The 22,386-nt window shown below is 44.3% G+C and carries 21 protein-coding genes; 9 read left to right on the top strand and 12 right to left on the bottom strand.

The genetic code is table 11. From position 1 onward, the window contains the following. Positions 1 to 90 precede the first annotated feature (90 nt). Complete coding sequence (locus tag MINF_RS06845; RefSeq protein ID WP_012463882.1) at positions 91 to 1,209, top strand: DUF362 domain-containing protein; 1,119 nt, start codon at positions 91 to 93, stop codon at positions 1,207 to 1,209. Between the two features lie 73 nt (positions 1,210 to 1,282). Continuing rightward, positions 1,283 to 2,068 carry a nucleoside triphosphate pyrophosphohydrolase gene (gene mazG / locus MINF_RS06850; RefSeq protein ID WP_048810238.1) on the top strand — a complete coding sequence of 262 codons (786 nt, stop codon included), beginning with the start codon at positions 1,283 to 1,285 and terminating at the stop codon, positions 2,066 to 2,068. A 156-nt stretch (positions 2,069 to 2,224) separates the two neighbouring features. Here the strand turns inward: mazG and MINF_RS06855 are convergent, their stop codons facing one another. From MINF_RS06855 to MINF_RS06865, 3 genes are all read right to left on the bottom strand, one after another. Continuing rightward, positions 2,225 to 2,536: a DUF6166 domain-containing protein gene (locus MINF_RS06855; RefSeq protein ID WP_012463884.1), complete on the bottom strand. Its 312-nt coding sequence runs from the start codon at positions 2,534 to 2,536 to the stop codon at positions 2,225 to 2,227. A 176-nt stretch (positions 2,537 to 2,712) separates the two neighbouring features. Further along, positions 2,713 to 3,039, bottom strand: coding sequence for a hypothetical protein (locus MINF_RS06860; RefSeq protein ID WP_238523462.1), 327 nt, complete (start codon positions 3,037 to 3,039; stop codon positions 2,713 to 2,715). A gap of 34 nt (positions 3,040 to 3,073) precedes the next feature. After that, entirely contained in the window at positions 3,074 to 3,304 is a 231-nt protein-coding gene (locus MINF_RS06865; RefSeq protein ID WP_012463886.1) for a hypothetical protein, read from the bottom strand. 80 nt (positions 3,305 to 3,384) lie between these two features. On the opposite strand from MINF_RS06865, the gene MINF_RS06870 reads away from it, so the two are divergent. From MINF_RS06870 to MINF_RS06880, 3 genes are all read left to right on the top strand, one after another. Next, the gene (locus tag MINF_RS06870) at positions 3,385 to 3,615 is read left to right on the top strand and encodes a hypothetical protein (protein WP_048810239.1); all 231 of its coding nucleotides are present in this window, start codon (positions 3,385 to 3,387) and stop codon (positions 3,613 to 3,615) included. A 586-nt stretch (positions 3,616 to 4,201) separates the two neighbouring features. Next, positions 4,202 to 4,543, top strand: a complete 342-nt coding sequence (locus MINF_RS11975) for a replication protein RepA (RefSeq protein ID WP_079200433.1) — start codon at positions 4,202 to 4,204, stop codon at positions 4,541 to 4,543. A 110-nt stretch (positions 4,544 to 4,653) separates the two neighbouring features. Then, positions 4,654 to 5,475: a M14 family metallopeptidase gene (locus MINF_RS06880; RefSeq protein ID WP_148205184.1), complete on the top strand. Its 822-nt coding sequence runs from the start codon at positions 4,654 to 4,656 to the stop codon at positions 5,473 to 5,475. A gap of 178 nt (positions 5,476 to 5,653) precedes the next feature. Here MINF_RS06880 and MINF_RS06885 read toward each other — a convergent pair whose 3' ends face one another. From MINF_RS06885 to MINF_RS06925, 9 genes are all read right to left on the bottom strand, one after another. Further along, positions 5,654 to 6,355 carry a lysophospholipid acyltransferase family protein gene (locus MINF_RS06885; RefSeq protein WP_079200434.1) on the bottom strand — a complete coding sequence of 234 codons (702 nt, stop codon included), beginning with the start codon at positions 6,353 to 6,355 and terminating at the stop codon, positions 5,654 to 5,656. 84 nt (positions 6,356 to 6,439) lie between these two features. After that, positions 6,440 to 7,102 carry a leucyl/phenylalanyl-tRNA--protein transferase gene (gene aat, locus MINF_RS06890; protein WP_012463893.1) on the bottom strand — a complete coding sequence of 221 codons (663 nt, stop codon included), beginning with the start codon at positions 7,100 to 7,102 and terminating at the stop codon, positions 6,440 to 6,442. Positions 7,103 to 7,148: 46 nt separating this feature from the next. Further along, positions 7,149 to 8,387, bottom strand: coding sequence for a CinA family nicotinamide mononucleotide deamidase-related protein (locus tag MINF_RS06895; protein ID WP_048810241.1), 1,239 nt, complete (start codon positions 8,385 to 8,387; stop codon positions 7,149 to 7,151). Positions 8,388 to 8,416: 29 nt separating this feature from the next. Next, complete coding sequence (gene secA / locus MINF_RS06900; protein WP_048810242.1) at positions 8,417 to 11,437, bottom strand: preprotein translocase subunit SecA; 3,021 nt, start codon at positions 11,435 to 11,437, stop codon at positions 8,417 to 8,419. A gap of 115 nt (positions 11,438 to 11,552) precedes the next feature. Continuing rightward, the gene (locus MINF_RS06905) at positions 11,553 to 12,767 is read right to left on the bottom strand and encodes a S1C family serine protease (protein WP_012463896.1); all 1,215 of its coding nucleotides are present in this window, start codon (positions 12,765 to 12,767) and stop codon (positions 11,553 to 11,555) included. Between the two features lie 70 nt (positions 12,768 to 12,837). Further along, a complete protein-coding gene (trpD, locus tag MINF_RS06910; protein ID WP_148205185.1) occupies positions 12,838 to 13,926 on the bottom strand; it encodes an anthranilate phosphoribosyltransferase in 1,089 nt (362 codons plus the stop codon). A 1-nt stretch (position 13,927) separates the two neighbouring features. Beyond that, positions 13,928 to 15,145, bottom strand: coding sequence for a glutamine-hydrolyzing carbamoyl-phosphate synthase small subunit (gene carA / locus MINF_RS06915; protein ID WP_048810243.1), 1,218 nt, complete (start codon positions 15,143 to 15,145; stop codon positions 13,928 to 13,930). A 199-nt stretch (positions 15,146 to 15,344) separates the two neighbouring features. Then, entirely contained in the window at positions 15,345 to 16,658 is a 1,314-nt protein-coding gene (locus MINF_RS06920) for a dihydroorotase (RefSeq protein ID WP_012463899.1), read from the bottom strand. Between the two features lie 33 nt (positions 16,659 to 16,691). Continuing rightward, on the bottom strand, positions 16,692 to 17,645 hold the full coding sequence (locus MINF_RS06925; protein WP_012463900.1) for an aspartate carbamoyltransferase catalytic subunit: 954 nt from the start codon (positions 17,643 to 17,645) through the stop codon (positions 16,692 to 16,694). 37 nt (positions 17,646 to 17,682) lie between these two features. Between MINF_RS06925 and MINF_RS06930 the strand changes: the two genes are divergently transcribed. The 4 genes from MINF_RS06930 (at position 17,683) to MINF_RS06945 (ending at position 22,380) form a co-directional block, all read left to right on the top strand. Next, positions 17,683 to 18,231: a LeuD/DmdB family oxidoreductase small subunit gene (locus MINF_RS06930; RefSeq protein ID WP_012463901.1), complete on the top strand. Its 549-nt coding sequence runs from the start codon at positions 17,683 to 17,685 to the stop codon at positions 18,229 to 18,231. A 30-nt stretch (positions 18,232 to 18,261) separates the two neighbouring features. Next, positions 18,262 to 19,362: a 3-isopropylmalate dehydrogenase gene (leuB, locus tag MINF_RS06935; RefSeq protein ID WP_012463902.1), complete on the top strand. Its 1,101-nt coding sequence runs from the start codon at positions 18,262 to 18,264 to the stop codon at positions 19,360 to 19,362. Positions 19,363 to 19,441: 79 nt separating this feature from the next. Next, positions 19,442 to 20,572, top strand: a complete 1,131-nt coding sequence (locus MINF_RS06940; RefSeq protein ID WP_012463903.1) for an Lrp/AsnC family transcriptional regulator — start codon at positions 19,442 to 19,444, stop codon at positions 20,570 to 20,572. A gap of 5 nt (positions 20,573 to 20,577) precedes the next feature. Continuing rightward, a complete protein-coding gene (locus MINF_RS06945) occupies positions 20,578 to 22,380 on the top strand; it encodes a SulP family inorganic anion transporter (protein ID WP_238523463.1) in 1,803 nt (600 codons plus the stop codon). The last annotated feature ends 6 nt before the right edge of the window (positions 22,381 to 22,386 follow it).

Raw genomic sequence — 22,386 nt, forward strand, 5'->3', positions numbered from 1 at the left:
GAAGAATTAACCGGCTATTGTTCTTGTCATTTTTTTAATTTATCATTATGAATAAAACCGAATAAATTTATATCATTATAACCGCTTATAGTGATTATTGTTTATCTCTTATTTGTTGAACTTTTAGTTTGTCCCTTCTCTTCAATCTGGGCTACTGAGAAACACCGAGTTATCGTTGTAGAGAATTCGGCTTCCATTACGGGTTACGAAGCCAACGGCCCTGTAGTCAAGGCCATGTTTCAAGCCGCACTCAAGAGCTATACCCTAAAATCTACAGAAAAAGAAGCTTGGACGGCCTTTTTCCACATTAGTCCCAAAGAAGATGTGATCGGGATAAAGATAAACTCGAGTGGGGGAAAGGTGATGTCCACAAGAAAGGCGCTGGTGAACGCCATTGCAGAAAGTCTCATGGAAGCGGGTGTGCCTTCCCAGCACATCATTGTTTGGGATAAATATGAAGATGACCTTTACAATGCAAGTTATCTTCCTTTAGCTGAAAATAGCCGGTATTTTGTCAAATCGGTCATTCCTCAAACGGGTTTTGACCCGAAGGTTTTTTATGTCAATGAAATTTTAGGAAAGCTCATATGGGGAGATATGCTCTTTCAGGGACTCAGACCCACTCCCCTACAAGCAAGACAACCTTCAGATTCTGAGGAAAATGTTGCCCGATTGTACGAAAAAGGAGTTCCTGTAAGCAGCCTAGAAAGGCGGGTAAGCAATAAATCCTTTTATGCAAGGCTTGTCACCCAGATTTGCTCTAAAATTATCAATGTTCCCGTTCTTTCCGATAACCCCAACATTGGACTGAACGGCTGTTTGGCTTCCCTTGCCCTAGGCATGGTCGATAACACCAGAAGGTTTCAAGGCGAAGGGGTTTGGGGAGATCCTGCCATAGCTGAAATACTTGACCAACCCCTGGTTAGGAAAAAAATCATTCTTCATGTCATGGACGCTCTCATTGCCGGATTTGCCGGAGGACCTCAATTTAGCCCTGAATACTCGGTAGTTTCCGGAAGTATCTACTTGAGTACCGATCCTGTCGCTATCGATTCTTTCGTTCTCCCGTTGGTTGATTCCTGGAGGTTAACTGCAAAAATACCGCCCCTCAGTCCTTGCTCCCATTACATCCAAACGGCCGAAGAATATGGATTGGGTATAGCCAATCGCAAAAATATCGAAGTTGTAAAAATTTCCCTTTCACCCTAATCGCAAAAAAGGGGATAATTGTTTAACAGAGCGTTAATCCTTATAATAATTGAATCTCTTTATTGAGCTGACTATGAATCCCCCAGAATGGCTCCTTTTTGATCCTCTTCTCAGGGTACTAACGATAATGACCATACTCAGGTCTCCCCAGGGTTGTCCCTGGGATAGGGAACAGACGCATAAAAGTTTAAAATCCCAATTGATAGAAGAATGTTATGAACTTCTCGAAGCGATAGACCAAGAAGATCCATCCTCGATAAAAGAAGAACTGGGAGATATCCTTCTTCATGTTCTCTTTCATGCTCAAATAGCCCAGGAAGCAGGAAAATTTTCTTTTTGGGATATACTGGATAATCTCTCTGCCAAGCTCATCCGCCGTCATCCCCATGTTTTTGGAACCCAAACAGCTTCTACTACCGATGAAGTTTACCAAAATTGGGAGAAGATTAAGAAAAAGGAAAAACCCCATAGAGAAAGTCTTTTTGACGGAATTCCCCTTTATCTGCCTGCATTAATAAAAGCCATGAAACTCCAATCCAAGGCTTCAAAATTAAACTTAGACTGGAAGGATCCTCAAGGTCCTCTTTCAAAAATGCAGGAGGAACTCGATGAAATAAAAGAAGCTTACGGAGAAAAAAATAGAGAAAAGATAAAAAAAGAAATAGGCGATCTTATATTTTCTGCCGTGAATTTTTCAAGGATGCTTGGAATCGATCCTGAAGAGGCGATCAAAGAATCCTCTGTTGTTTTTGAAAAACGATGCCGGTTTATTGAAAAAGAATTAAAAGCCAGCACCCTTCCAGAAAACCCCGAAGATCTCGATAAACTCTGGGAAAAAGCCAAGGAGATCTACCCTTAAAAATATTTTGGCATTACCAAGGCCTCTGCATAGCTGGGTTGTAGCGAGGAGGGCTTTTCCTAAGCAATAGCTGCATATGCTGGGTATAATAAGCGACTTTCTTGAGCTGTCTAGCATTCCGCGCGACGGCTACTTCTCTAAAGTCCGTCCCAATGATTACGTATTTGATCTTGATCTTATTGCGTGCCATATTTGCACCAACTCCTTGATTTGCTGTTCCGTAAGCTCCCACCCAAATCCGCTCTGAAGCCTCGAGACAATGTCCAGCACTGCATCGAATTCTTCATCTTTAAGGCCAATATCAATGACCAAGTCCCTCGCAAGCTGCTGCGGCCCGGGGCCTCGAAAGCCCCACTCGTGCACGGGCCATCCCTTATCTAGGGGGATCCACCGCCCGTTTTCCTCCACGATATAGACGCGCGGCCAATGGTCACCTTCATATACACCGACGTATTTCTTCACTCCCATCTCCCGTTAATTTGCGGACTGGATTGCGACTAGCTGGCTGCTCGAACCGACAACGTCAAGCTCCACCCAGCACGCTCAACATGCTTTCGCGAAAGAACGCACGACTCTCTCCACGTCTCCAGCATCGCGTATCACGGCAAGACTGATATAGTCTTTTTTGCCGAAAGTGCGAACAGCTATAGTTGTGATTTTTGTTTCGCTGCATGCCATTGCTTCACCCTTTCCCTTATTTCTTGTTCCGTCAGTTCCCAGTTGGATCCGCGCCTAAGATTAAGAACGATATCAAGCACAGCATCGAAATCTATGTCTTCAAGACCAGCGTCAATGATTAAGTCCCAAGCGAGTTGCTTAGGCATGGAGCCAATGTATCCCCACGCGTGGGCGGACGAACCCCCGTCAAGGGGGTTCCGGATGTTAACCTTGAGGCTTCTCTTATTGCCGTGTTCTAAAACATAGACGCGCGGCCAACGGTCACCTTCATATACACCGACATATTTCTTCACTCCCACCTCCCATTATTTGCGGACTGGATTGCGACTAGCTGGCTGCTCGAACCGACAACGAACTTTCCGGTCCAACATTGACTATTGTTCCCTCGGTCAGCGGAGGATCAACGACAACAGTTACCTCATCGCGTCTTTCTTCCACTTGTGTAATTTTAGTTTGCGGAAGCTCTTCAATCCGTAGCCATTTTTGAGTTTGCGGGTCAAAGACCCTGGTAAACACGATGCCGAAACGTGGATGATCAATAACAAAGTCCAACTTCATGTCTGTCTCTTTGAATTTATATTATTTTTACATTATTTTTATTTTATTTCAATAAAAATTCTGTAAACCTTTTGAAAAATATGAAAAATCTGACTATTAAAAGAAAGTATAAGCCTCTGAGAATACCTCTTTGCACAAGAATAGCTCCGGCCGCGCGCCTGCGTCTGCAACAGCTCCGTGCGAGGTACAACCTGCCCGTCGGGGAGGTGATCGAGCTGCTTTTATTGTTACACGACAAAAAAATAAACAAAAACGATCTGGAAAAGATCGAGAAGGGGGAGAAAAAGTTCAGCGCCTACCACCAGGAATGAATAAAAAATGCCGGACGCTTGTTAGGAGAGAGGAGACAGGCGAGCGTCCGGTGGAACAGCTACTATGAAAAAAATAACTGAATGCAACAATGTAAGCAAGCAGATTAAGAATTTTGTCGCAGCCGCCGACGAGATTCATTCTGGTCCCCCAACACCGACGGACGTCGGCTTCTATCACAGAATTGTTTGCCAGGTAAGCTTGCCACGCAGTCAAGTAGATGGGGCATTTTTCGCGCGCAAGATCGGACGCGCATCCATAATTATACAACCAGGCACGCTAGTCATTGACGGCAATCCCACGCAACAGATAATTCCCTACAGCGTGTTCCCGAGGCTCGTTTTTGCGCGCATGATGACATATACGATCAAAACGCGATCGTGCGAAATTTCTTTAGCCCGCAACCCGGCGGACCTTCTCCGCTCCCTCGAGCTGTCAGCAGAGGTGCGTCGGTATAGAACATTATACAAGCAAACGGCAACGCTCGCCGCATGCTCAATACGCCTCGGCTGGGGACACACGACTATCACTCCCAGCATATTTGAAGAATTTATGATATGACATCAGGACGCGAGGAAAGAGGCGGCGATAGTTCTCTCATCGCGATTCTACGCGTCATTGATCGATCACGCCGTTTCGTTTGACATGCGCGCAATCTACGCTGTGAGAGGAACAGCTCTCGGTTTTGACATATATACAATGCTGGCATACCGGCTATGCAGGCTCACGGAAATGATCGTTGTGTCCTGGGCAGCATTGAAGGAACAATTCGGGCAAGAACACGCCAATCCTCGAGACTTCCGACGCGAGTTCATCCGTCTGTTGCGACGCGTCCTAGCGGCATACCCAAAAGCCCGCGTTTGCCCGGTTGCTGGAGGCCTCGAGCTCCGACCATCTTCACCACCAATTCCAATGCTGCTTTTGAAGTGAATAACCCTGTAAAATAAGAGTGGTCTTTTGAAAGATGATTGCCCCCTTTATGGCAGAGCAACCTTTTCTTTTAAATTGGACACTATATTTTAAAAAAGAATATTGCAGCTATGACAGTTCCTTTTCACGATCCAGAATGGGTTCACAAAAAAATGATCCAGATTAGCAAGGAGCTAGGATGGAAGAGAAAACTCCTGTGCACTGTTGCCAAAAAGTTCCCCGTAGAAGCTTTTTATTCTCATCCCGGCCGCAATCCTCCATCTACTCCGCACATTTACTTGTCTGCAGGCATACACGGAGATGAACCGGCGGGAGTCCTGGCCCTTATTTATTGGTTAGAAAATTTCCGCTCTTTTTTTTATCCTTACCGTTTCTCCCTTATTCCCGTGATCAACCCTTGGGGATTGAAACAAAACAGTCGACTCAACGAACAGGGCATCGATCTGAATAGAGCATTCCAAAATACGAATCTTTCTCCTATTAAAGAAATCCGGTCCTTTCTCGAAACTCAAGGACCTTTTGATCTCTCCTTGCTCCTTCACGAAGACTATGACGCCCATGGAGTTTATCTTTACGAAACCCCGGCCAACCTCAAGCTGGGTAAAAAAATCTTGGATGAAGTTTCAAAAATTTGCCTCATAGAGAATCGCCCCAAGATAGAGGGGAGAAAACATAACGGCGGAGTGCTCTCTCGACCCTTAAGGAAAAACCGCTTTGAAAAAATGGGATATCCTGAAGCCGTTTATCTTTATTTTCAGCTCCAATGCAAGAAAATTTATACGATTGAAACTCCCTCAGAATGGGACATTGAGAAAAGAATACAAGCTCATTTTACAGCCATTAATACCGCTCTTTCCTTGCTTTCAAGGGAAAAACAGTTATTTTTGGAGAACGCTTCTACGGATTCTCCAAAGAATACCATTCAAGATTAAGACGTTGAAAGTCTCTCTCATTTTAGCCCGATTGTCGTCCAATCAATTTTTAAGGATTTTGGATAGAAAAGTGTCGAAAGAACGATTGCAAGAAACCGTTACCTGAATAGTCCTCGATCCTTTCCCAACCGTCATCCCATAAAACCACCTGGTTGAAAGTCCCCTGCCCTTTGAAGACCTACCTGGGGCGGGGAATTTTTTCTTTCCATCTCTGCTGGGCTGAACAAGGCCATTCAAAAGGCTCAATGTTGTGCTGTTTAACAAGCTGCCAAAAGAGCATAAGGAGGCTATCATGGATTTTTTGCGTCAACTCGGCCCTTTTTTCCCCTTTTTCGGGGAAAATCAATTCTCCAAATTTTACAAATATTCTCGGTCTATAAAACCAAGTTTTAGGTTGATACAAAAGGTCGGAACCTATGATGACCACCGGCAGGATTGGGCATTGAGAAAGTTGAGATAAAGTAGCCGGACTAAAAGACAATTTTGCCCCAAGCAAAATAGAATTCTTTCCATGTCTAATCCCTCGTTCCGGGAACAGTCCCACAAGCCTTCCCGCTTTGAGCCTACTGACGATGGCCTTCGCAGCCTTAGGGTCCATCCGCTCCCTATCCACCGGAATGACATTAAGATTGGTTAAAATCTGGGAAAGAACAAGATCGTTAAAAAGCTTACCATCAGCCACGTAATCAATGGGGCGGGGAGCATGCATCCCCAAAATAATAGGATCAAAATGGCTAATGTGATTGGAAACCAGTAGACAGCCCCCGCTCGAAGGTATCCTTTCTAAACCATAAATATGTATTTTAGAGGAAATGTTAAGAATCCTCTTGCAAATGATTCCAGAAAAGAAAAAAAAACCGTCTCGCGCTTCTTGATTCATCGCAACTATAGCGAATCAGAACATCCGACTTTTGCTTTTTTTTAAGACTATGACAAGAAAAAGTTTCAGACAAGAAAAAGGCATTCAAACAAAACGCACCGAAAGCGTCAAGGCTAGGGCTAATCTCCGGAGATATTCGCTGCGCGGTATATCCACGGCTCCCATTAAGCGCGTAACGGGTGTGGCGACCTGGGTGTCAAAAAGGACAAAACCCCTTTCCTTCAAATGAGCAACGGTAAAAGCCAAAGCCGCCTTCGAAGCATCGGTTATCCGATGAAACATCGATTCACCGGCAAAAAAACCGCCGATAGCAACTCCATATAATCCGCCAACCAACATCCCCTTGGCCCATACTTCCACGCTGTGGGCATAACCGTAACGATGAAGCTCGGTATAGGCTTTTATAAACCTGGGGCTGATCCAGGTGTGTTCTCTGCCAGGTGCCGGTTTAGCACAATTTTTGATTACTTCACTAAAACACTGGTTAATTGTAAACTGGAACTTCCCCTGCCTAATTTTTTGAGCAAGCCGCCTGGGAGGCTTAAAAGTCTCTATTTCGAAAATCGCCCTGGGGTCCGGTGACCACCACGTCAACGGTCGATCCGTCCAAGGAAATATTCCGGATCGATAACCTGCAAGAAGCCTGGAAATAGACAAATCCCCACCGACAGCAACCAAGCCGTCAGGATCGGCCTTTGTCACATCGGGAAACTGTATCCGAAATAAATTAAGAATCACGGCAGCCACGTTTATAAAATCAACAAAAAATAATTTAATGCAACTTTTAAATTACTTAACATTTAGGCAAATCTTTGTCGAGTATTATCCTCCTTAATAGGTCTATACCGAATTGAGAAACCAATCGTTTAAAGGTAATTCTATCGGAAGGGAAAAACCGTTTATAAGCCACGGGGACCATTCCCTTCCTACTTATGGCTATCCATACCAGCCCTACGGGTTTTTCGGGGCTTCCCCCTTGGGGACCGGCAATACCCGTCACGGCAAGAGCAATATCCGCTCCACTTGTTTCCAAGGCTCCCTGGGCCATGGCTTCAGCAACCTCCTTACTCACGGCTCCAACAGAATCAAGCAAAGATTTATTCACTTTCAATTGGCTTACTTTTGCCTCGTTGGAATACGTAACCCATCCATAAGTAAAAGCGGCTGAACTGCCGGGAACATTGGTAAGCCTGTTGCTTATCAAGCCTCCAGTGCAAGATTCAGCCGTAGCTATCTTTAATTTTTTTGCCACGGCATTTTCTATGACCACTTCTTCTAGCTCTTTATCTTCCAAGGCATATAAATCGCTACCGAATGTTTCGGTCAAAAGTTGCATGATTTTTGTCGCCTTCTCTTGCTCCTGGAACGACAAACGAATCGAGACTTCTCCCGGACTCTCACAATAGCCTATCTCATCAACACCTATTTTTTTGAGTTTTTCTTCTACTTTTTCCTGGATCAAGGATTCGGCTATCCCGACGACCTTACCGATAAGCCGGTAAGCCTTTTTAAGGTCAAAACGGGAACGCCACCAAGGAACAACATGCTTTTTCCACATCGGTTCCAGCTCATGGGGAGGGCCAGGAAGCATGATGAGGAAACGGCCTCCCTTTTCAATTATTGACCCACAGGCGCTACCATACTCATTATCCAAGAGAAGTGCATTTTCAAGGCAAAGAGACTGTTTCTGGATGGCCCAGTCCGGGACGGTTATTCCCGCCGCATCGTAAAAAGACTTGATCTTTCTTGATAGCTCTTGATTACCTATTAATGGAATGCCTAGAGCTTCGGATACCGCCTCTTTGGTAACATCGTCAGAAGTAGGACCCAATCCTCCCGTAACGATGGTGAGAGCTGAACGATAAAAGGACCGCCTTATGATTTCCACCAGGTCTTTGCTGTCCGCAGCGGCAATTTGTAAAGTAAACTTTTCACCGAGAAAAAACAGTTCATGGGCCAAAAACGGCAAATGGGTATTGCTCCTATCACCCCGGATGATTTCCGTACCCGTATTAATCAATTCCACTCTCATGAACGACCCTATCCAGGACAATAAAATGGCTACTTTTTAGCCCCTTTGTGCCCCTCTTCAGGATAAGGAAAATCCATGGCTATCTTTAAACAACATTTAGCTCCCTGCGCTCCACAACAGTTCTTGAATTTTTTCCTTGGATCCAAGGGGCAAGGATCATTTCTTCCCATCTTTGGTCCCGATCTTCTAACAGGAAGACTCACTTTTGTTGATTTTTTTTCATGATCTTCTTTGCCGTCTTCCTCAGGGACTTGAGATTGAACGGCAGGCAACTGCTGGGCCAACTGCTCGTTGCGGTTTAAAGAAGAGAGAAACTGTTCAAAAGCCATGACACTGGATGCAGACCGGAAAACATTATGGGCTATCTCTTTTTTGATGCGATCCATGAGATCTTCAAAAAGAGAATAGGCTTCCTGCTTGTATTCGATCAAGGGATCTTTTTGTCCATAAGCTCTTAAGCCGATGCTTGCCCGGAGACCATCCATCGAATAAAGATGCTCTTGCCAGAGCTTATCAATAGCGGATAGAACGATGTATCTTTCCAAGGAAACCAGTTCTTCAGGATTTTCAAATTTAATCTTCAATTCATAGGCGTTCTTTACCTTTTGCAAAATGAAGCGGGCGATCCCCTCTATAGAACCATTCTTTTCTAATTCTTCCTGTTTCAAAGCTACCGGGAAAAGTTGGTTGACCCAATGGACAAGCCCTGGGTAGTCCGGGTTTTCTCCCAGAGAAAGCCTATTCTTTACCTCCTTTTCTATAACTTCCTGTACAGCAGCAAAAATTTCCTCCCTTGGATTATCCGTCTCCAAAACCTCGTTGCGGTATCCGTAAACGACCTCCCTCTGCAAGTTCAAAACATCATCATACTGCAGGGTATGCTTGCGAATCATGTAGTTTCTCTGCTCTACCCGCTTTTGTGCCGTCGCTACGGCTTTGGTCAACCACGGGTGTTCTAATTCCTCATCCTCTTTCATGCCCATTTTCGTTAAGAGAGAGGCGATTTTGCGGGAATCCCCAAAATTGCGCATTAAATCGTCTTCAAGAGATATATAAAATTTAGAAACCCCTGGATCTCCTTGCCTGGCGCATCTGCCCCTGAGTTGGAGATCAATCCTTCGGGCCTCATGCCTTTCTGTTCCGAGTACAAACAATCCCCCCAAGTCCGCAACGCCTTCACCCAGTTTTATGTCCGTTCCTCTTCCCGCCATGTTGGTGGCTATAGTCACAGCACCCCGCAATCCCGCACGGGCTATGATTTCAGCTTCTTGCTGGTGATGCTTGGCATTCAGCACATTGTGAGGAATATTTTCCCTTTTTAACATTCGGCTGAGCAGTTCAGAAGCTTCGACCGAAATCGTTCCTACCAATACGGGTTGACCCTTGGCATGGAGCTCCTTGATTTTTTGGACAATATTCTGATATTTTGCACGCCTTGTTTTGAAGATCGTATCTTCATAGTCTATTCTTCTACAAGGTTTGTTTGTGGGGATGACAACCACGTCTAGCTTGTATATATCATGAAATTCGTTGGCTTCTGTCTCTGCCGTGCCTGTCATTCCTGCCAGCTTCTCATAAAGTCTAAAGTAATTCTGAATGGTTATCGTGGCTAAGGTCTGGGTCTCTCTATCAATATGAACCCCTTCTTTGGATTCGATCGCCTGGTGCAAACCTTCACTCCATCTTCTCCCCGGCATCAACCTCCCTGTAAATTCGTCAACAATGACTACCTTGTTATCCTGGACGACATAATGAACATCTTTTTCATAAAGGCAATAAGCCCGGAGTAACTGAGAAACACAATGAATTCTTTCCGTGGCTTCTTCGTATTTTTGTTGGGCTTCAAGCCTGATTTTTTCTTTTTCATGAATTCCCAATTCCGGATTTCTCTCCAGCTCATCAAAAAGGGCGACTAGATCAGGAGGAGCAAAGTAATCCGGGTCTGTTGGATTAAGGAATTTCCTTCCCCTCTCGCTGATGTCCACCTCGTTATTCTTTTCATCTATGGAAAAAAGCAGTTCCTCTTTGAGAGCATAAAGCTCAGTTCTGCGAGAATCCTGGTAAAGCGAAAGTTCGGCATCGTCCATGAACCTTCTTATCTCAGGATCTTCAAGCAATTTCATCAGTTGCTTGTTCCTCGGCATACCCAGCTTTATTTTGAAAAGAAGCCTGCCGATTTTGTCTTTGTTGGAGGTTTTATCCTTGAGTAATCCTTGGATTTCTTCAGCCATTCGGGCACACTCGATCACTTGTTGTTGAACAAGGCGATTAACCAGGGGTTTATAACGTTCGTATTGTTGATTTGTAGCTACGGTAGCCGGACCCGATATAATTAAAGGAGTGCGCGCCTCATCGATCAAAATACTATCCACTTCGTCAATAATCGCATAGAAATGGCCTCTTTGGACTTTTTCTTCCTTCTGAGTAACTATGCTGTTATCCCGGAGATAATCGAATCCAAATTCACTGTTTGTCCCATAAGTGACATCACAAGCGTATTGAGCCCTACGTTCTTCATAGGATTGACCTTGCTGTAGGCAGCCAACACTGAGATTCAAAAACCTGTAGATTTCCCCCATCCACTCGCTGTCTCTAGCCGCCAAATAATCGTTGACCGTTACAACATGAACCCCTTTGCCCAGTAGTGCATTGAGATATACAGGAAGGGTGGCAACCAATGTCTTCCCCTCGCCCGTGGCCATTTCAGCGATTTTCCCCATGTGAAGAACAATGCCTCCAAGGAGTTGAACATCAAAAGGGACCATATCCCAGACAACAGGATGACCGCGAACAATGACTACCTTGGCTCGCTGCTTAAACCTGCGGCAAACATGCTTAACAACGGCAAAAGCTTCTGGCAAAAGAGAGTCTAAGCTTTCACCGTCTGCTATCCGTTTTTTAAATTCAAAAGTCTTTTGAGCAAGATCGTCGTCGGAAAGGCTAAAAAGTTCTTTTTCTAACTCGTTTATTTTTTGAACGATGGGCCAAAGCCGGCTTAACTCTCTTTCGTTTTTCGAACCAAATACCTTCTGAAGCAACTGCTTGATCATACACTTTTCCCTTCCCTTCCATATTCTCAAAAATAAAACAGAGCCACTATTTTTTCTTTAAGACATATCAGGGAAAAAATACACTGTTTTCTCTTCCATTTCGAATGGCAAAAATCTATCTCGCAAACACCTCCACCGTAGCCGTCTGGCTGAGAAAAAAACCTTGGCTTTCTTTAACCATCATCACCGTCATCAAAACCGCCTCTCCACTTTTTATGCCTTTAAGGAGCTCTGGATATAATTCTAATTCATCAATTTTCCTATTTCCTATGCCAAGGATGATCATTCCAGACTTTATTCCTGCCTTGGCCGCCGGTCCATACGGATCCACATCTGATACCAGAAGCCCCATTCCTTCCTGTACATGGAATGCCTCGGCTAAATCCCGGTTTATTTCTTGGACGTGCAACCCAAACCTTTTGGCCAATACCTGCTCGATATTCAATTCTTTTCGGCTTGCAGGACCCTTTTTCAGTTGAGCTAACGTCTCCCGATAAAAAATATTCACCCTTCGGGCAGGAATAGCAAATCCTATCCCTTCGATAGCTTCTCCGGCGAATTTTGCCGAACTTATGCCTACAAATTTTCCGGAGATGTCAACTATCGGCCCACCGCTATTCCCTGGATTGATAGCGGCATCCGTTTGGAGTAATCCTTCTATTTTCCCTCCCTCCGTTTCGATTGTCCTATCTACAGCACTCAATATCCCCTTAGAAACGCTATTTTGATAGCCTACAGGGTTACCCAGGACAATGACGGTCTGCCCAAGCAAGGTCGGAGAGACACTTTGAATATCCAAGAAGGGGAGAGCTGTTTTAGAATCGACTTTTAAAAGAGCAAGATCCGTGGAGGGATCAACAGCAAGTATTTTGGCTTCAGTCTCTATTTTTTTTTCATTGAGTGTTACCTGGACCTTCCGATCTATCGACCGTTCAACGACATGGGCACAGGTAATAATGTATCCTTCCGCACTGACAAGAACACCGGAACCCAGGCTTTTGACCCTTTCCTTATAGCTGTAATACCTTCCAAAAAAAAGATCGAAAGGATCTTGCACCCTTTTTTGCACTATCCTTTCTGAACTGATATTGACGACAGAAGGCATGACCTTTTTAACCACTAAGACGGCGGGTTCATCTTCGGCTTGGTAAAGAGGGCTATCTTGGGATAAGGCGGGAAGTAGAAAAAACGAAAAGAAAAGAACAAAGCTGATCCCTGTTTTCAGAAGGGACTGAAAAAAAAATAGTCTAAATGAAGGAAAAAAACAATGAAGGGGGGATGCTGATAAACAAGGCAAAGGCAACACATCGGCGCTATTCCTTTTTGTCATTGAGGGATTTCTCTAAAAGTTAAAAAAGATTTTTATTCTTTATAAACCTTTTTAGACTACTTTACGCGTTTTAAAGCCTCCTGTAAGGGTATTCTTTTCCCCACTCGAATGCAAAAACTCGGGCTTGATGCAACTTTTTGTAAACCATTCCCGAATCTATCGCTTCTTCTATAGATTGTAGGGCCTCTTCGAGTTCTCCCTTCCAACCCCAACTTAATAAGCCCAGAAAAGAGTTGGCCACAACCAGGCCTCGAGCATATCCCTTTATTTCTCCCTTGAAAATAGCCTCGATTATTCGAGCACTTTCCAAGGAAGAATCGACAACCGCTTCATTCACCGATCCAAGGGTATAGCCTCTTTGGCGCGCATTTTCGGTTAGAATGGGTCCTATAATTTCAAGAGAAAGACCGGAGGCTTTACCTCTTCCCTCTATCCCAATCTCCCCCATGGGATTGCATTCTTCATCAACGCCCCAGATGACAACCGGCTTTTGAACACCTAGACGGCCCAACGCCGCGGCAAAAAGATCAATATGCTCTTCTCTAAAAACACCGGTCAACTGGGTCCTCGGTCTTGCCGGATTAAGTAACGGTCCAAGAAAATGAAACACCGTCTGAATCTTTCTTTTAGCTAACTTTTGCCTTATAGGGGCAAGCCGAGCATAACCAGGATGGTAATCCGGAGCAAAAATAAAAGCAAAGCCCAGTTCCTCTAGCGACCTATAGACCCCTTCCGGAGGAAGCCTGTAGGCTATTCCTAACTTTTCAAGGACATCGGCGCTTCCCGAAATTTTCGTTATGCCCCTGTTGCCATGTTTAACAACGGGAACTCCCAGGGAAGCAAGGACAAATATCATGGCCGTCGAAACATTAAAAAGGTTGCGTCCCCCTCCTCCTGAACCACAACAATCAAAAAGGGGTTGATTTTCCCATTCTTCTTGAAAAGAAAGTTTGACGCATTTTTGTAAAAAAATCTTTGCAAAATAAACCAATTCATCCGCATGAAGTCCACGAGAGGAAAGTAAAACCAAGAAATTTTCTTTTTCCCAATCGGCCAAAGAGGGATCCAAGAGATATTCCACGACTTGGGAAGCTTGTTCTTCATCCAAAACCTTTCCCAATGAGACAAGCTCACAAATAGTTCGCCATTTCGGAATCATCTTACCACTCACTGCTTTTCTTACTTTTATCGTTCTGAACCTTGTTAAAAAAAAGTTTAAAATAATCTAACGCATCGTGAGGACCCGGTGCAGCTTCAGGATGATACTGGACGGAAAAAAGAGGGAGTGATTCATGAATGAATCCTTCAATGGTTCCATCATTAAGATTGATTTCGCTGATTTTAAGTCCCTCCGGAAGAGAATCTGCGCAAACCGCATAGCCATGATTCTGAGAAGTAATTTTGATCGTCGAATCAAAAAGATTTTTTACAGGGTGGTTGGCTCCCCGATGTCCGAACCGAAGTTTAAAAGTTTTTGCTCCAAGGGCAATAGCCAGCAACTGATGACCCAGGCATATCCCAAATAAAGGTTTTTTCCCTAAGAGAGATTTTATTTTGGAATGCAATTTTTCAAATAGAGCGGGGTCCCCTGGACCATTGGATAAAAAAATACCATCGGGATCGGAGTCCAAAACAGCTTTTGAAGAGGTGTACGCTGGAAAAACGTATAAATCAAATCCCTGGCGACGCAAGTACCTCAATGTAGAAAACTTGACCCCAAAATCTAAAACCGCCAACCGATACAAAGGAGGATCTAAACGGCGTAGGTTGCTTTTCCACTTTTCTATTAAACATTTCTTCTCTTCGGTTAACGGATTTTCAACTCCCATCCGTTCAATGATCGGATCCAAGAGCTCTTCTTCATTCCATTTATAAAAAGCAGGAGTGGTCACCTGGGCTATAAAATCAATCTTCGAGTAATCCCACCGATGAGCCAACCCCATAGCGTCCATCCTCTCCATATCTTCAGTTGTCAATACTCCCCTAAGAACTCCCGCTTCCCTTATATGCAGGGTGAGTTGGCGAGTATCCACTTTTTTTATACCCACGACCCCTTCCTTTTTTAAAAAATCGGAAAGATTACAGAACGATCTCCAGTTGCTGGCTATGGGCGAAAGGGACCGAATAACAAGACCTGCAACCTGGACGGCTTTCGATTGATGATCGAAGGGATTGATGCCGTAATTGCCGATCTCAGGATAGGTTAAACAAACGATTTGTCCCTTGTAAGACGGATCGGTAAGAATCTCTTGATAGCCGGTCATCGAGGTATTAAAACAGATTTCTCCTACCACCGTTCCTTCCGCTCCAAAGGACTCACCCCTAAAAACGGTTCCATCTTCAAGAATTAAAAAAGCTTTTCTCCGGTGATTTTTCATTGACTGAAACAAGAAGCCGATTTTTTATTCAAGTGCAGATTACATCCTTTAGGAAATTTTTAAACAACAGAATAGGAATCAACATTCATTCTTTTACGGTTCAATGGAGGTAGCCTCCCCCTCCTCGATAAAATATGGATCGAGGGCAAATTAAAGCCTGGAGAATAAGGAAAAGAAATAAAAAGAGCATTAAAAAAATCTATTTCACCACCAAATTTCTTTCCTCCCTTTGCCAGGCGATTTGTCCATCAACCATAGTCAACACGACTTTTCCTTTGAAAGTCAAACCTTCAAAAGGAGTATTTTTTCCCTTGGATAAAAACTGGTTTGAATCCACCTTCCACTCTTCCTCCAGATCCAACAGAATGAGATCGGCTACAGATCCATAACTTAACGAGGGTTGAGGAAGACCAAGAACCCGGCTAGGTCCCAAGGTCAATCGGCTAAATAGATCAAGAAGATCCATCTTTTTGGAAAAATAAAGTTCTTGGAGGCAGACCGACAACAGGGTCTCAAGCCCAACGACTCCAAAAGGAGCCTTGTCAAACTCCACTTCCTTTTCAAATTGGGTATGGGGAGCATGATCAGAAGCTATGACTTCGATCGTTCCATCGACAACGGCCTCTATCAAGGCTTCCCTATCTTTTTGTCCTCTTAATGGTGGATTCATCTTAAAACGGGTATCGTAATTCCTGAGCGAAGAGTCTGTCAAAGCCAGGTGATGGGGACAAACTTCAGCACTGACAGGTAATCCCCTTTTTTTAGCTTCACGGAGTAATCTTACAGATCCCTCGGTAGTGAGGTGCTGCAAGTGGATTCGAGCTTGTGTCTTCTCACAAAGAAGAATATCGCGGCTCACCATTAGCTCTTCTGCGATACTTGGCCAGCCGGGCAATCCCAGAAGAGTACTCCAATATCCTTCGTTCATTACCCCTCCATCGGATAGGGTCGTATCTTCACAGTGATCCAGGATGGGAACGTCGAGGACCGAAGCATACTCCATTGCTAAATACATAATACGGGAATTCTGAACGCAGTTTCCGTCATCAGATAGGGCAATGGCTCCAGCCTGGACGAGCGATTGAAAAGGAGAGAGTTTTTCACCTCTTCGCCCTTCGGTAATACAACCCGTAGGATAGACCCTTACCAGCGCCTCCTTTTCAGCTTTCTTTCCAATCCATGTTATCGTATCCGGGTTATCGGCCGGAGGAAGGGTATTGGGCATGGCTACAACGGTCGTTATTCCTCCGGCTGCTGCAGCCATAGTGCCGGTTCTAATAGTCTCTTTTCTTGTTTCTCCCGGTTCTCGTAAGTGCACATGCATGTCTATCAAGCCTGGGGCAACCACAAGTCCCCGAGCTTCAATCCTGGTCCATCGAACATCCGGCTGGAGCTCAGCGGGATTAACTACCCGTCCATCGAAAACATAGATGTCTGCAATTTCATCTCTACGGGACAAAGGATCAATAATTCTGCCCGAGGTGATGTGAAAACCGGTCTTTCGGTCGTCCATTTTCGGTTTTTAGTTATATGAAATGGTTTATCTCTACCTTACACAAGATCTACTGAGAAGATAATAAACGGCCATCCTCACCGCTAATCCATTTTCGACTTGCTTCAAAATAGCCGATTTGCTGGAATCGGCAAGCTCGCTTTCAATCTCTACCCCTCTTTCTACCGGTCCAGGATGCAGGATAAGAACATGCTGTTTACACCTACCCATTCTTTCCTTGGTTAATCCATAGGAAGCAATATATTCGTTTAAGGAAGGAAAAAGATCTTTTTTCTGCCTTTCATGCTGGATACGCAGCAAAACAATACAGTCAGCAAATGGCAGTGATCGATCCAGATCATAACTTATTTCAGCTCCAAAATCTCTAAAATAGCTGGGAAGCATAGTTTTCGGGCCCACAAATTTTACTTTTGCCCCACATTTTGAAAAAGCCCAAAACGTAGAACGAGCGACCCGGCTATGGAGAATGTCTCCAACAATTAAGACATGCAGACCGCTGACCGTGCCAAAATGTTCCTCAACAGTCATCAAGTCCAGAAGCCCTTGAGTCGGATGTTCATGAGCCCCATCTCCACCGTTGATAACAGAAATCTTAAGAAGATTGGCAAGAAAAAAGGGAGAACCTGCGGTGGGATGGCGAAGAATAAGAAAATCGATTCCAAGGGCTTCGAGATTTTTAGCCGTGTCTTTTAAAGATTCTCCTTTTTGTATGGAACTTGATTTATAGTCGATCGACAAAAAGGAGATACCCAGTTTTTTTGCCGCTATTTCAAAAGATACCCTTGTGCGGGTGCTGGGTTCAACCATTAAGGCGACCGCGGTATGCCCCTTTAAAGAAGGAAGGGGATCATCTTGTTGCAGTTTTTTCTTAAACTCCTTGGCTAAGAACAAGATAGATTCTATATCCAAACGATCCAGTTGTTCCAGAGAAATTAAATCTTTTCTTTTCCACTTTCTTTTTATTTCATCAAGTTCTAACTTTTGCATTAACTATTGAAAATATAAAAAGAAACCCAACGAGAAAATGGCAAATAGAATTTTTGGCAAGGTTTTTGTAGTAAAAGACAATATTGATACCGATCAAATTATCCCGGCACAATATCTCATGTACTTGCCGACGGTACCCGAGGAACTTGAAAAACTGGGTAGCTTTGCCCTCTCCGGGTTACCTGAATCCTCCTATCCCCATCGTTATGTAGAAGCCGGAAAGACCAAAACCATCTACCCCATCATAATCGCGGGCAAAAACTTCGGTTGCGGTTCATCTCGAGAACATGCTCCCATAGCTTTGGCCGCTGCGGGATGCAAAGTGATTATCGCTCGAAGTTATGCCCGAATCTTTTTCCGTAATTGTATCGCAACAGGAGCGGTTTTCCCCTATGAAATTCAAGACGAATTTCCTCAAGAAATCCCTACAGGAAAAGAGGTGATTGTTGATCTTGACGAGGAGAAAGTCATCATCGACAATCACTTTTTTGCCCTGAAATCTCTCGGCGATGCCAAGGCGGTTATCGAAGCCGGGGGAATATTTAATTATGCAAAAAAGTCTGGAATGATTCCCCTCAAGTCTTAGAGTGAATGACTTCTTTGATTTTTCATCCTTATGAAAACCTATCGTGTGGCTGTATTGGCGGGAGATGGTATAGGGCCAGAGCTTGTTAGAGCCACCATTCCTATCCTCAGGTTGGCTTCCCATTTATACGGTTTTGAATTAATTTTCGAAGAAGCCTTAGTGGGAGGTACGGCCATCGAAGCGACAGGCAAGGCTCTTCCCCCTGAAACCCTGGAAATTTGTAAAAGGTCTCAGGCTATCTTTTTCGGAGCAGTCGGTGGCAAACAATGGGAAAACCTCCCTCCTGAAAAACAACCTGAACGAGCAGCTCTACTTCCTTTACGGAAAACTTTTTCCCTTTTCGCCAACATCAGGCCGGTATACTGTTATCCCGAATTGCTGGATGCCTCTCCTCTGAAACCCGAAATCGCCTCAGGTGTGGACTTGATTATTGTCAGGGAACTGACCGGAGGGCTATATTTCGGTCAACCCAAGGGGAAAATCTATACCGAACAAGGAGAAAGAGCGATAGATACTCTTGTTTACGAAACCTCGGAGATAGAGCGAATAAGCATCATCGCTTTTGAAATCGCCCTGCGCCGAAAAAAAATTCTTACCCTTGTCGATAAAGCCAACGTCTTAGAATCGAGTGTGCTTTGGCGGAAAACAGTTAAAGAAATTTCGAAAAACTACCCTGACGTTCAACTGAACTTCCTGTACGTTGACAATGCCGCGATGCAAATGGTATTGAGACCTTCACAATTTGACGTCCTTCTTTGTGAAAACCTTTTTGGTGACATCCTCAGCGACGAAGCGGCAGGCATTGCAGGTAGCCTTGGACTCCTTGCGAGTGCTTCTATTGGTTCTACAAAATTTGGACTGTATGAACCTGCAGGGGGATCAGCCCCAGACATTGCTGGGAAAAACATAGCCAACCCCATAGCTCAAATACTATCCGGTGCATTGATGTTTGAATACAGTTTTCATGAAGAAGCAGCGGCTCAAGCCATCAAAACAGCCGTAGGCGATGTTTTAAAAGAAGGCTACAGAACTCTTGATATTGCTAAAGGTTCCTCCCGGTATTGTTCTACCGAAGAGTTTGCTGATAAAGTGGCACAAAAACTTGAAGAAAATTTCAAAAACAAAAAATAACCCTCTTTTCCGGTAAAAAAACCTTAAAAATGGGGCTTTTTGGAGTATATTTTTTTTAATAATTATTCGGGAAGTACTTATGCCTTACGCAGCCTTTGATTCTACTGCCAGTGTCGAAGATGAAATAAATGAAAAAATTCTTTCTATTTCTGAAGATAGGCTACAAGGATTTATTGCCGATCCTTTTAAAGAAATAGCTCTTCTTACAGGTCTTCCTTTATCCCTTGTTATAGAAAGAATCCGGGCGATGTTCTCCGCCGGAACCATCCGTCGCATTCGATTGACCCTCTTGGCGAACGACCTGGCTCCCGGGGCATTGGTCGCCTGGAAAGTTCCAGAGAATATTCTCCACGAAGCCTTTGATTTCTTGTTCCAAAAAGATCCTTTTAGCGGTCACGTAGTCATTCGCTCTACCGACCCCGGCGCGGCCGGAGCGCGCTACCGTCTATGGAGTACGCTCAAAGTTCCCCAAGGTTTTTCTTTAGAAACTCACTGTAAAATTTTGAAAAGTTTTATCGGTGCTGAAGGCTACAAGATCATGCCCGCCAAAGGAATTTTCACCCTTGGAGTGGGGCATATCCGCAGGAAAACAATCCTTCCCGGAACAAAATCGGATACGGTGGCCACCATGCACCCCATATCCTTAAAAAAATTAAACGACAAGCAGTGGAAAGTTCTTGGCGCCCTTAAAAAAGAACTGACCATTGATGAGATAGACGAAGGGTTATGGGATAAAAGAGCCCGGGCGATAGGCATGGAGAGTAAAGAGTTTTTTTCTGTTGCCAAGGAGCTTGAAAAATTGGGGGTTCTAGGACGTTTTTCAACATTTTTAGAACATGTCAAGCCTCTTTATGACGGCAAAAAGGTAACCAAGTTTAACGCTCTTTTTCATTGGGCGGTCCCTAAAGGGATGGAAATAGCAGCGGGAAGTCAAATTGGAAGATTTGAAATCCTCACCCATTGCTACTGGAGAGAGGCAGGAAGCGAATTTAAAGATGTCAATATTATGGCTGTAGCCCATGGAAAGGATAAAGATCTGCTGGAATCCCACAAAAAGGCTATTGATCACCACTTGGAATTGACGGGAATCCCCATCTCTTATACCAATATATTTTGGGGAGGAAGGAGTGAAATTAAACCTTCTGAAATTTTCCCTGAGGCATATAAAGAATGGCTCCAAAAGATGGGATTAGATTTAAACACAATCTAAAATTTTTGAAAAGAAGGTTCAAACCCTCTTTTCATAGATGGAAGGAACAGCTTAAAGACCAATTTCTTGAATTACATCTTGATCTTGGTCCATTCCGGAACATTTTAAAAAACTATTCGAAAGAAAAGTTTCAGACCGATTTCAAAGCCGGGATCAATGTCGCTTTGCTTTCCATTCCTCAAGGAATGGCTTATGCTCTTATTGCCGGACTTCCCGTTCAATATGGCCTATATGCCTGCGCCATTTCATCATTACTCGGGCCCTTCTTTCAAAGTTCCCGCTACGTGGTTCTGGGACCCACCAATGCCACTTCGGTCCTTCTTTTTAGTACCTATTTAAATATCCAAAAACAGGTAGATAAATTATCCACTCTGCCTTTTGTTCTTCTTTTTGTAGGCCTTATCTTGATCCTGGTCAGCCTCTTCCGGATGGCGGGTTTAACCCAGTATGTATCAAGAACGGTTATCGTAGGCTACATTACGGGAGCTTCCTTCCTGATTATTGCCGGACAACTCCATCGGGTATTAGGTTTTGATCTCCAGGAAGCTTATACTTTTTTTGACATCGTCGCCCAAACCTTCAGTCGGCTTCAATTCACCCAATGGCCTTCCGTAGCCATGGGAATATGTTCCCTTGGCTGTTGGTGGTGGCTTAAAAAGCGATTCCCCAAAATTCCTGCCATCGCCATCAGTCTCTTATTGATGAGCTTTGTTGGCTATTTTTCCCAGTTCTTCCATCTGCACATCGAGTTTTTAAAACCCATTCCCATAGCTTCCTGGCCTATAACCTTGCCTACGGTGAACTTCCATTGGTTTTCAACTTTGGCAAGCATGTCTTTTGCCTTGGCTTTTTTTGCAGCGGTAGAAGGAACGGGAATTGCCAGGTCTCTATCTAATAGAACGGGTGAACCTCTTGAATTGAACCGAGATCTTTTCGCCCAAGGGATCGCCAACATTGGCTGTAGTTTTTTCAGCGGCATGCCCGTGTCCGGGTCCTTGACGAGATCAGCCTTGAATTGGGCAAGCAAGCCCGCCACCCAACTGGCCAATCTTTGGAGCGGCATTATCATGTCTATAGCCCTGCTGGTGGGTGGTCCTCTCCTCGGATACATTCCTATTCCTGCCCTTTCCGCCCTGGTCATCAGTGCGGGCTTATCCCTGATCAACCCCAAGGAAATAAAAATAGCTCTTACGGCCACTCGATTCGACTTAGCCGTTTTTGTAGTTACCTTTATCGGGGCTCTTCTTACCCCTCTTGATTTTGCCATAGGTCTCGGGATTGGGGCTTCTATTCTTTTTTTCCTTAAACAAGCCGGAGAACCCTTTTTTGTTGAATATACCTTTGATACGGAACAGGGAGATCTCAGGGAAAAAATCAAGGGTGAAACCACCGTCCATCCCGATATTTCCATTATACATATCGAGGGAGAACTTTTTTTTGGCGTTTCCGAACTCTTTAGGAGCCAAATTAACAAGATACTTTCTTTAAACCCAAAAATACGGGTGGTTATCTTGAGAATGCGTAATGCCCATCACCTGGATGCTACCAATGCCATGGCTATAGAAGAACTGCACCATTGGCTCACCGAACAGGGGAAATTTCTTCTTATTAGCGGGGTCATCCGTCCCGTTTTCCGCGTCCTGAGAAACTCGGGAGTTTTGGATAGAATAGGGAGAAAAAATGTTTTCCCTCTTATCCCCCTTCAACCCAATCTTTCAACACGTCAAGCCCTCATCAGGGCCCAGGAACTTTTAGGGAAAAAAGAAAGCGAAGTCAAAATTTTCTTTGAAAGCCTCCCCAAAAAGTAAGCTTAT

Source organism: Methylacidiphilum infernorum V4 (assembly GCF_000019665.1).
Lineage (GTDB): Bacteria > Verrucomicrobiota > Verrucomicrobiia > Methylacidiphilales > Methylacidiphilaceae > Methylacidiphilum > Methylacidiphilum infernorum.

What these genes read in the sequence shown, in the direction of transcription:
- mazG (WP_048810238.1), top strand. Translation starts at nt 1,283, where the DNA reads ATGAATCCCCCAGAATGGCTCCTTTTTGATCCTCTTCTCAGGGTACTA.
- MINF_RS06855 (WP_012463884.1), bottom strand. Translation starts at nt 2,536, where the DNA reads ATGGGAGTGAAGAAATACGTCGGTGTATATGAAGGTGACCATTGGCCG.
- MINF_RS06865 (WP_012463886.1), bottom strand. Translation starts at nt 3,304, where the DNA reads ATGAAGTTGGACTTTGTTATTGATCATCCACGTTTCGGCATCGTGTTT.
- MINF_RS06870 (WP_048810239.1), top strand. Translation starts at nt 3,385, where the DNA reads ATGAAAAATCTGACTATTAAAAGAAAGTATAAGCCTCTGAGAATACCT.
- MINF_RS06880 (WP_148205184.1), top strand. Translation starts at nt 4,654, where the DNA reads ATGACAGTTCCTTTTCACGATCCAGAATGGGTTCACAAAAAAATGATC.
- MINF_RS06885 (WP_079200434.1), bottom strand. Translation starts at nt 6,355, where the DNA reads ATGAATCAAGAAGCGCGAGACGGTTTTTTTTTCTTTTCTGGAATCATT.
- MINF_RS06895 (WP_048810241.1), bottom strand. Translation starts at nt 8,387, where the DNA reads ATGAGAGTGGAATTGATTAATACGGGTACGGAAATCATCCGGGGTGAT.
- secA (WP_048810242.1), bottom strand. Translation starts at nt 11,437, where the DNA reads ATGATCAAGCAGTTGCTTCAGAAGGTATTTGGTTCGAAAAACGAAAGA.
- MINF_RS06905 (WP_012463896.1), bottom strand. Translation starts at nt 12,767, where the DNA reads ATGACAAAAAGGAATAGCGCCGATGTGTTGCCTTTGCCTTGTTTATCA.
- trpD (WP_148205185.1), bottom strand. Translation starts at nt 13,926, where the DNA reads ATGATTCCGAAATGGCGAACTATTTGTGAGCTTGTCTCATTGGGAAAG.
- carA (WP_048810243.1), bottom strand. Translation starts at nt 15,145, where the DNA reads ATGAAAAATCACCGGAGAAAAGCTTTTTTAATTCTTGAAGATGGAACC.
- MINF_RS06920 (WP_012463899.1), bottom strand. Translation starts at nt 16,658, where the DNA reads ATGGACGACCGAAAGACCGGTTTTCACATCACCTCGGGCAGAATTATT.
- MINF_RS06925 (WP_012463900.1), bottom strand. Translation starts at nt 17,645, where the DNA reads ATGCAAAAGTTAGAACTTGATGAAATAAAAAGAAAGTGGAAAAGAAAA.
- MINF_RS06930 (WP_012463901.1), top strand. Translation starts at nt 17,683, where the DNA reads ATGGCAAATAGAATTTTTGGCAAGGTTTTTGTAGTAAAAGACAATATT.
- leuB (WP_012463902.1), top strand. Translation starts at nt 18,262, where the DNA reads ATGAAAACCTATCGTGTGGCTGTATTGGCGGGAGATGGTATAGGGCCA.
- MINF_RS06940 (WP_012463903.1), top strand. Translation starts at nt 19,442, where the DNA reads ATGCCTTACGCAGCCTTTGATTCTACTGCCAGTGTCGAAGATGAAATA.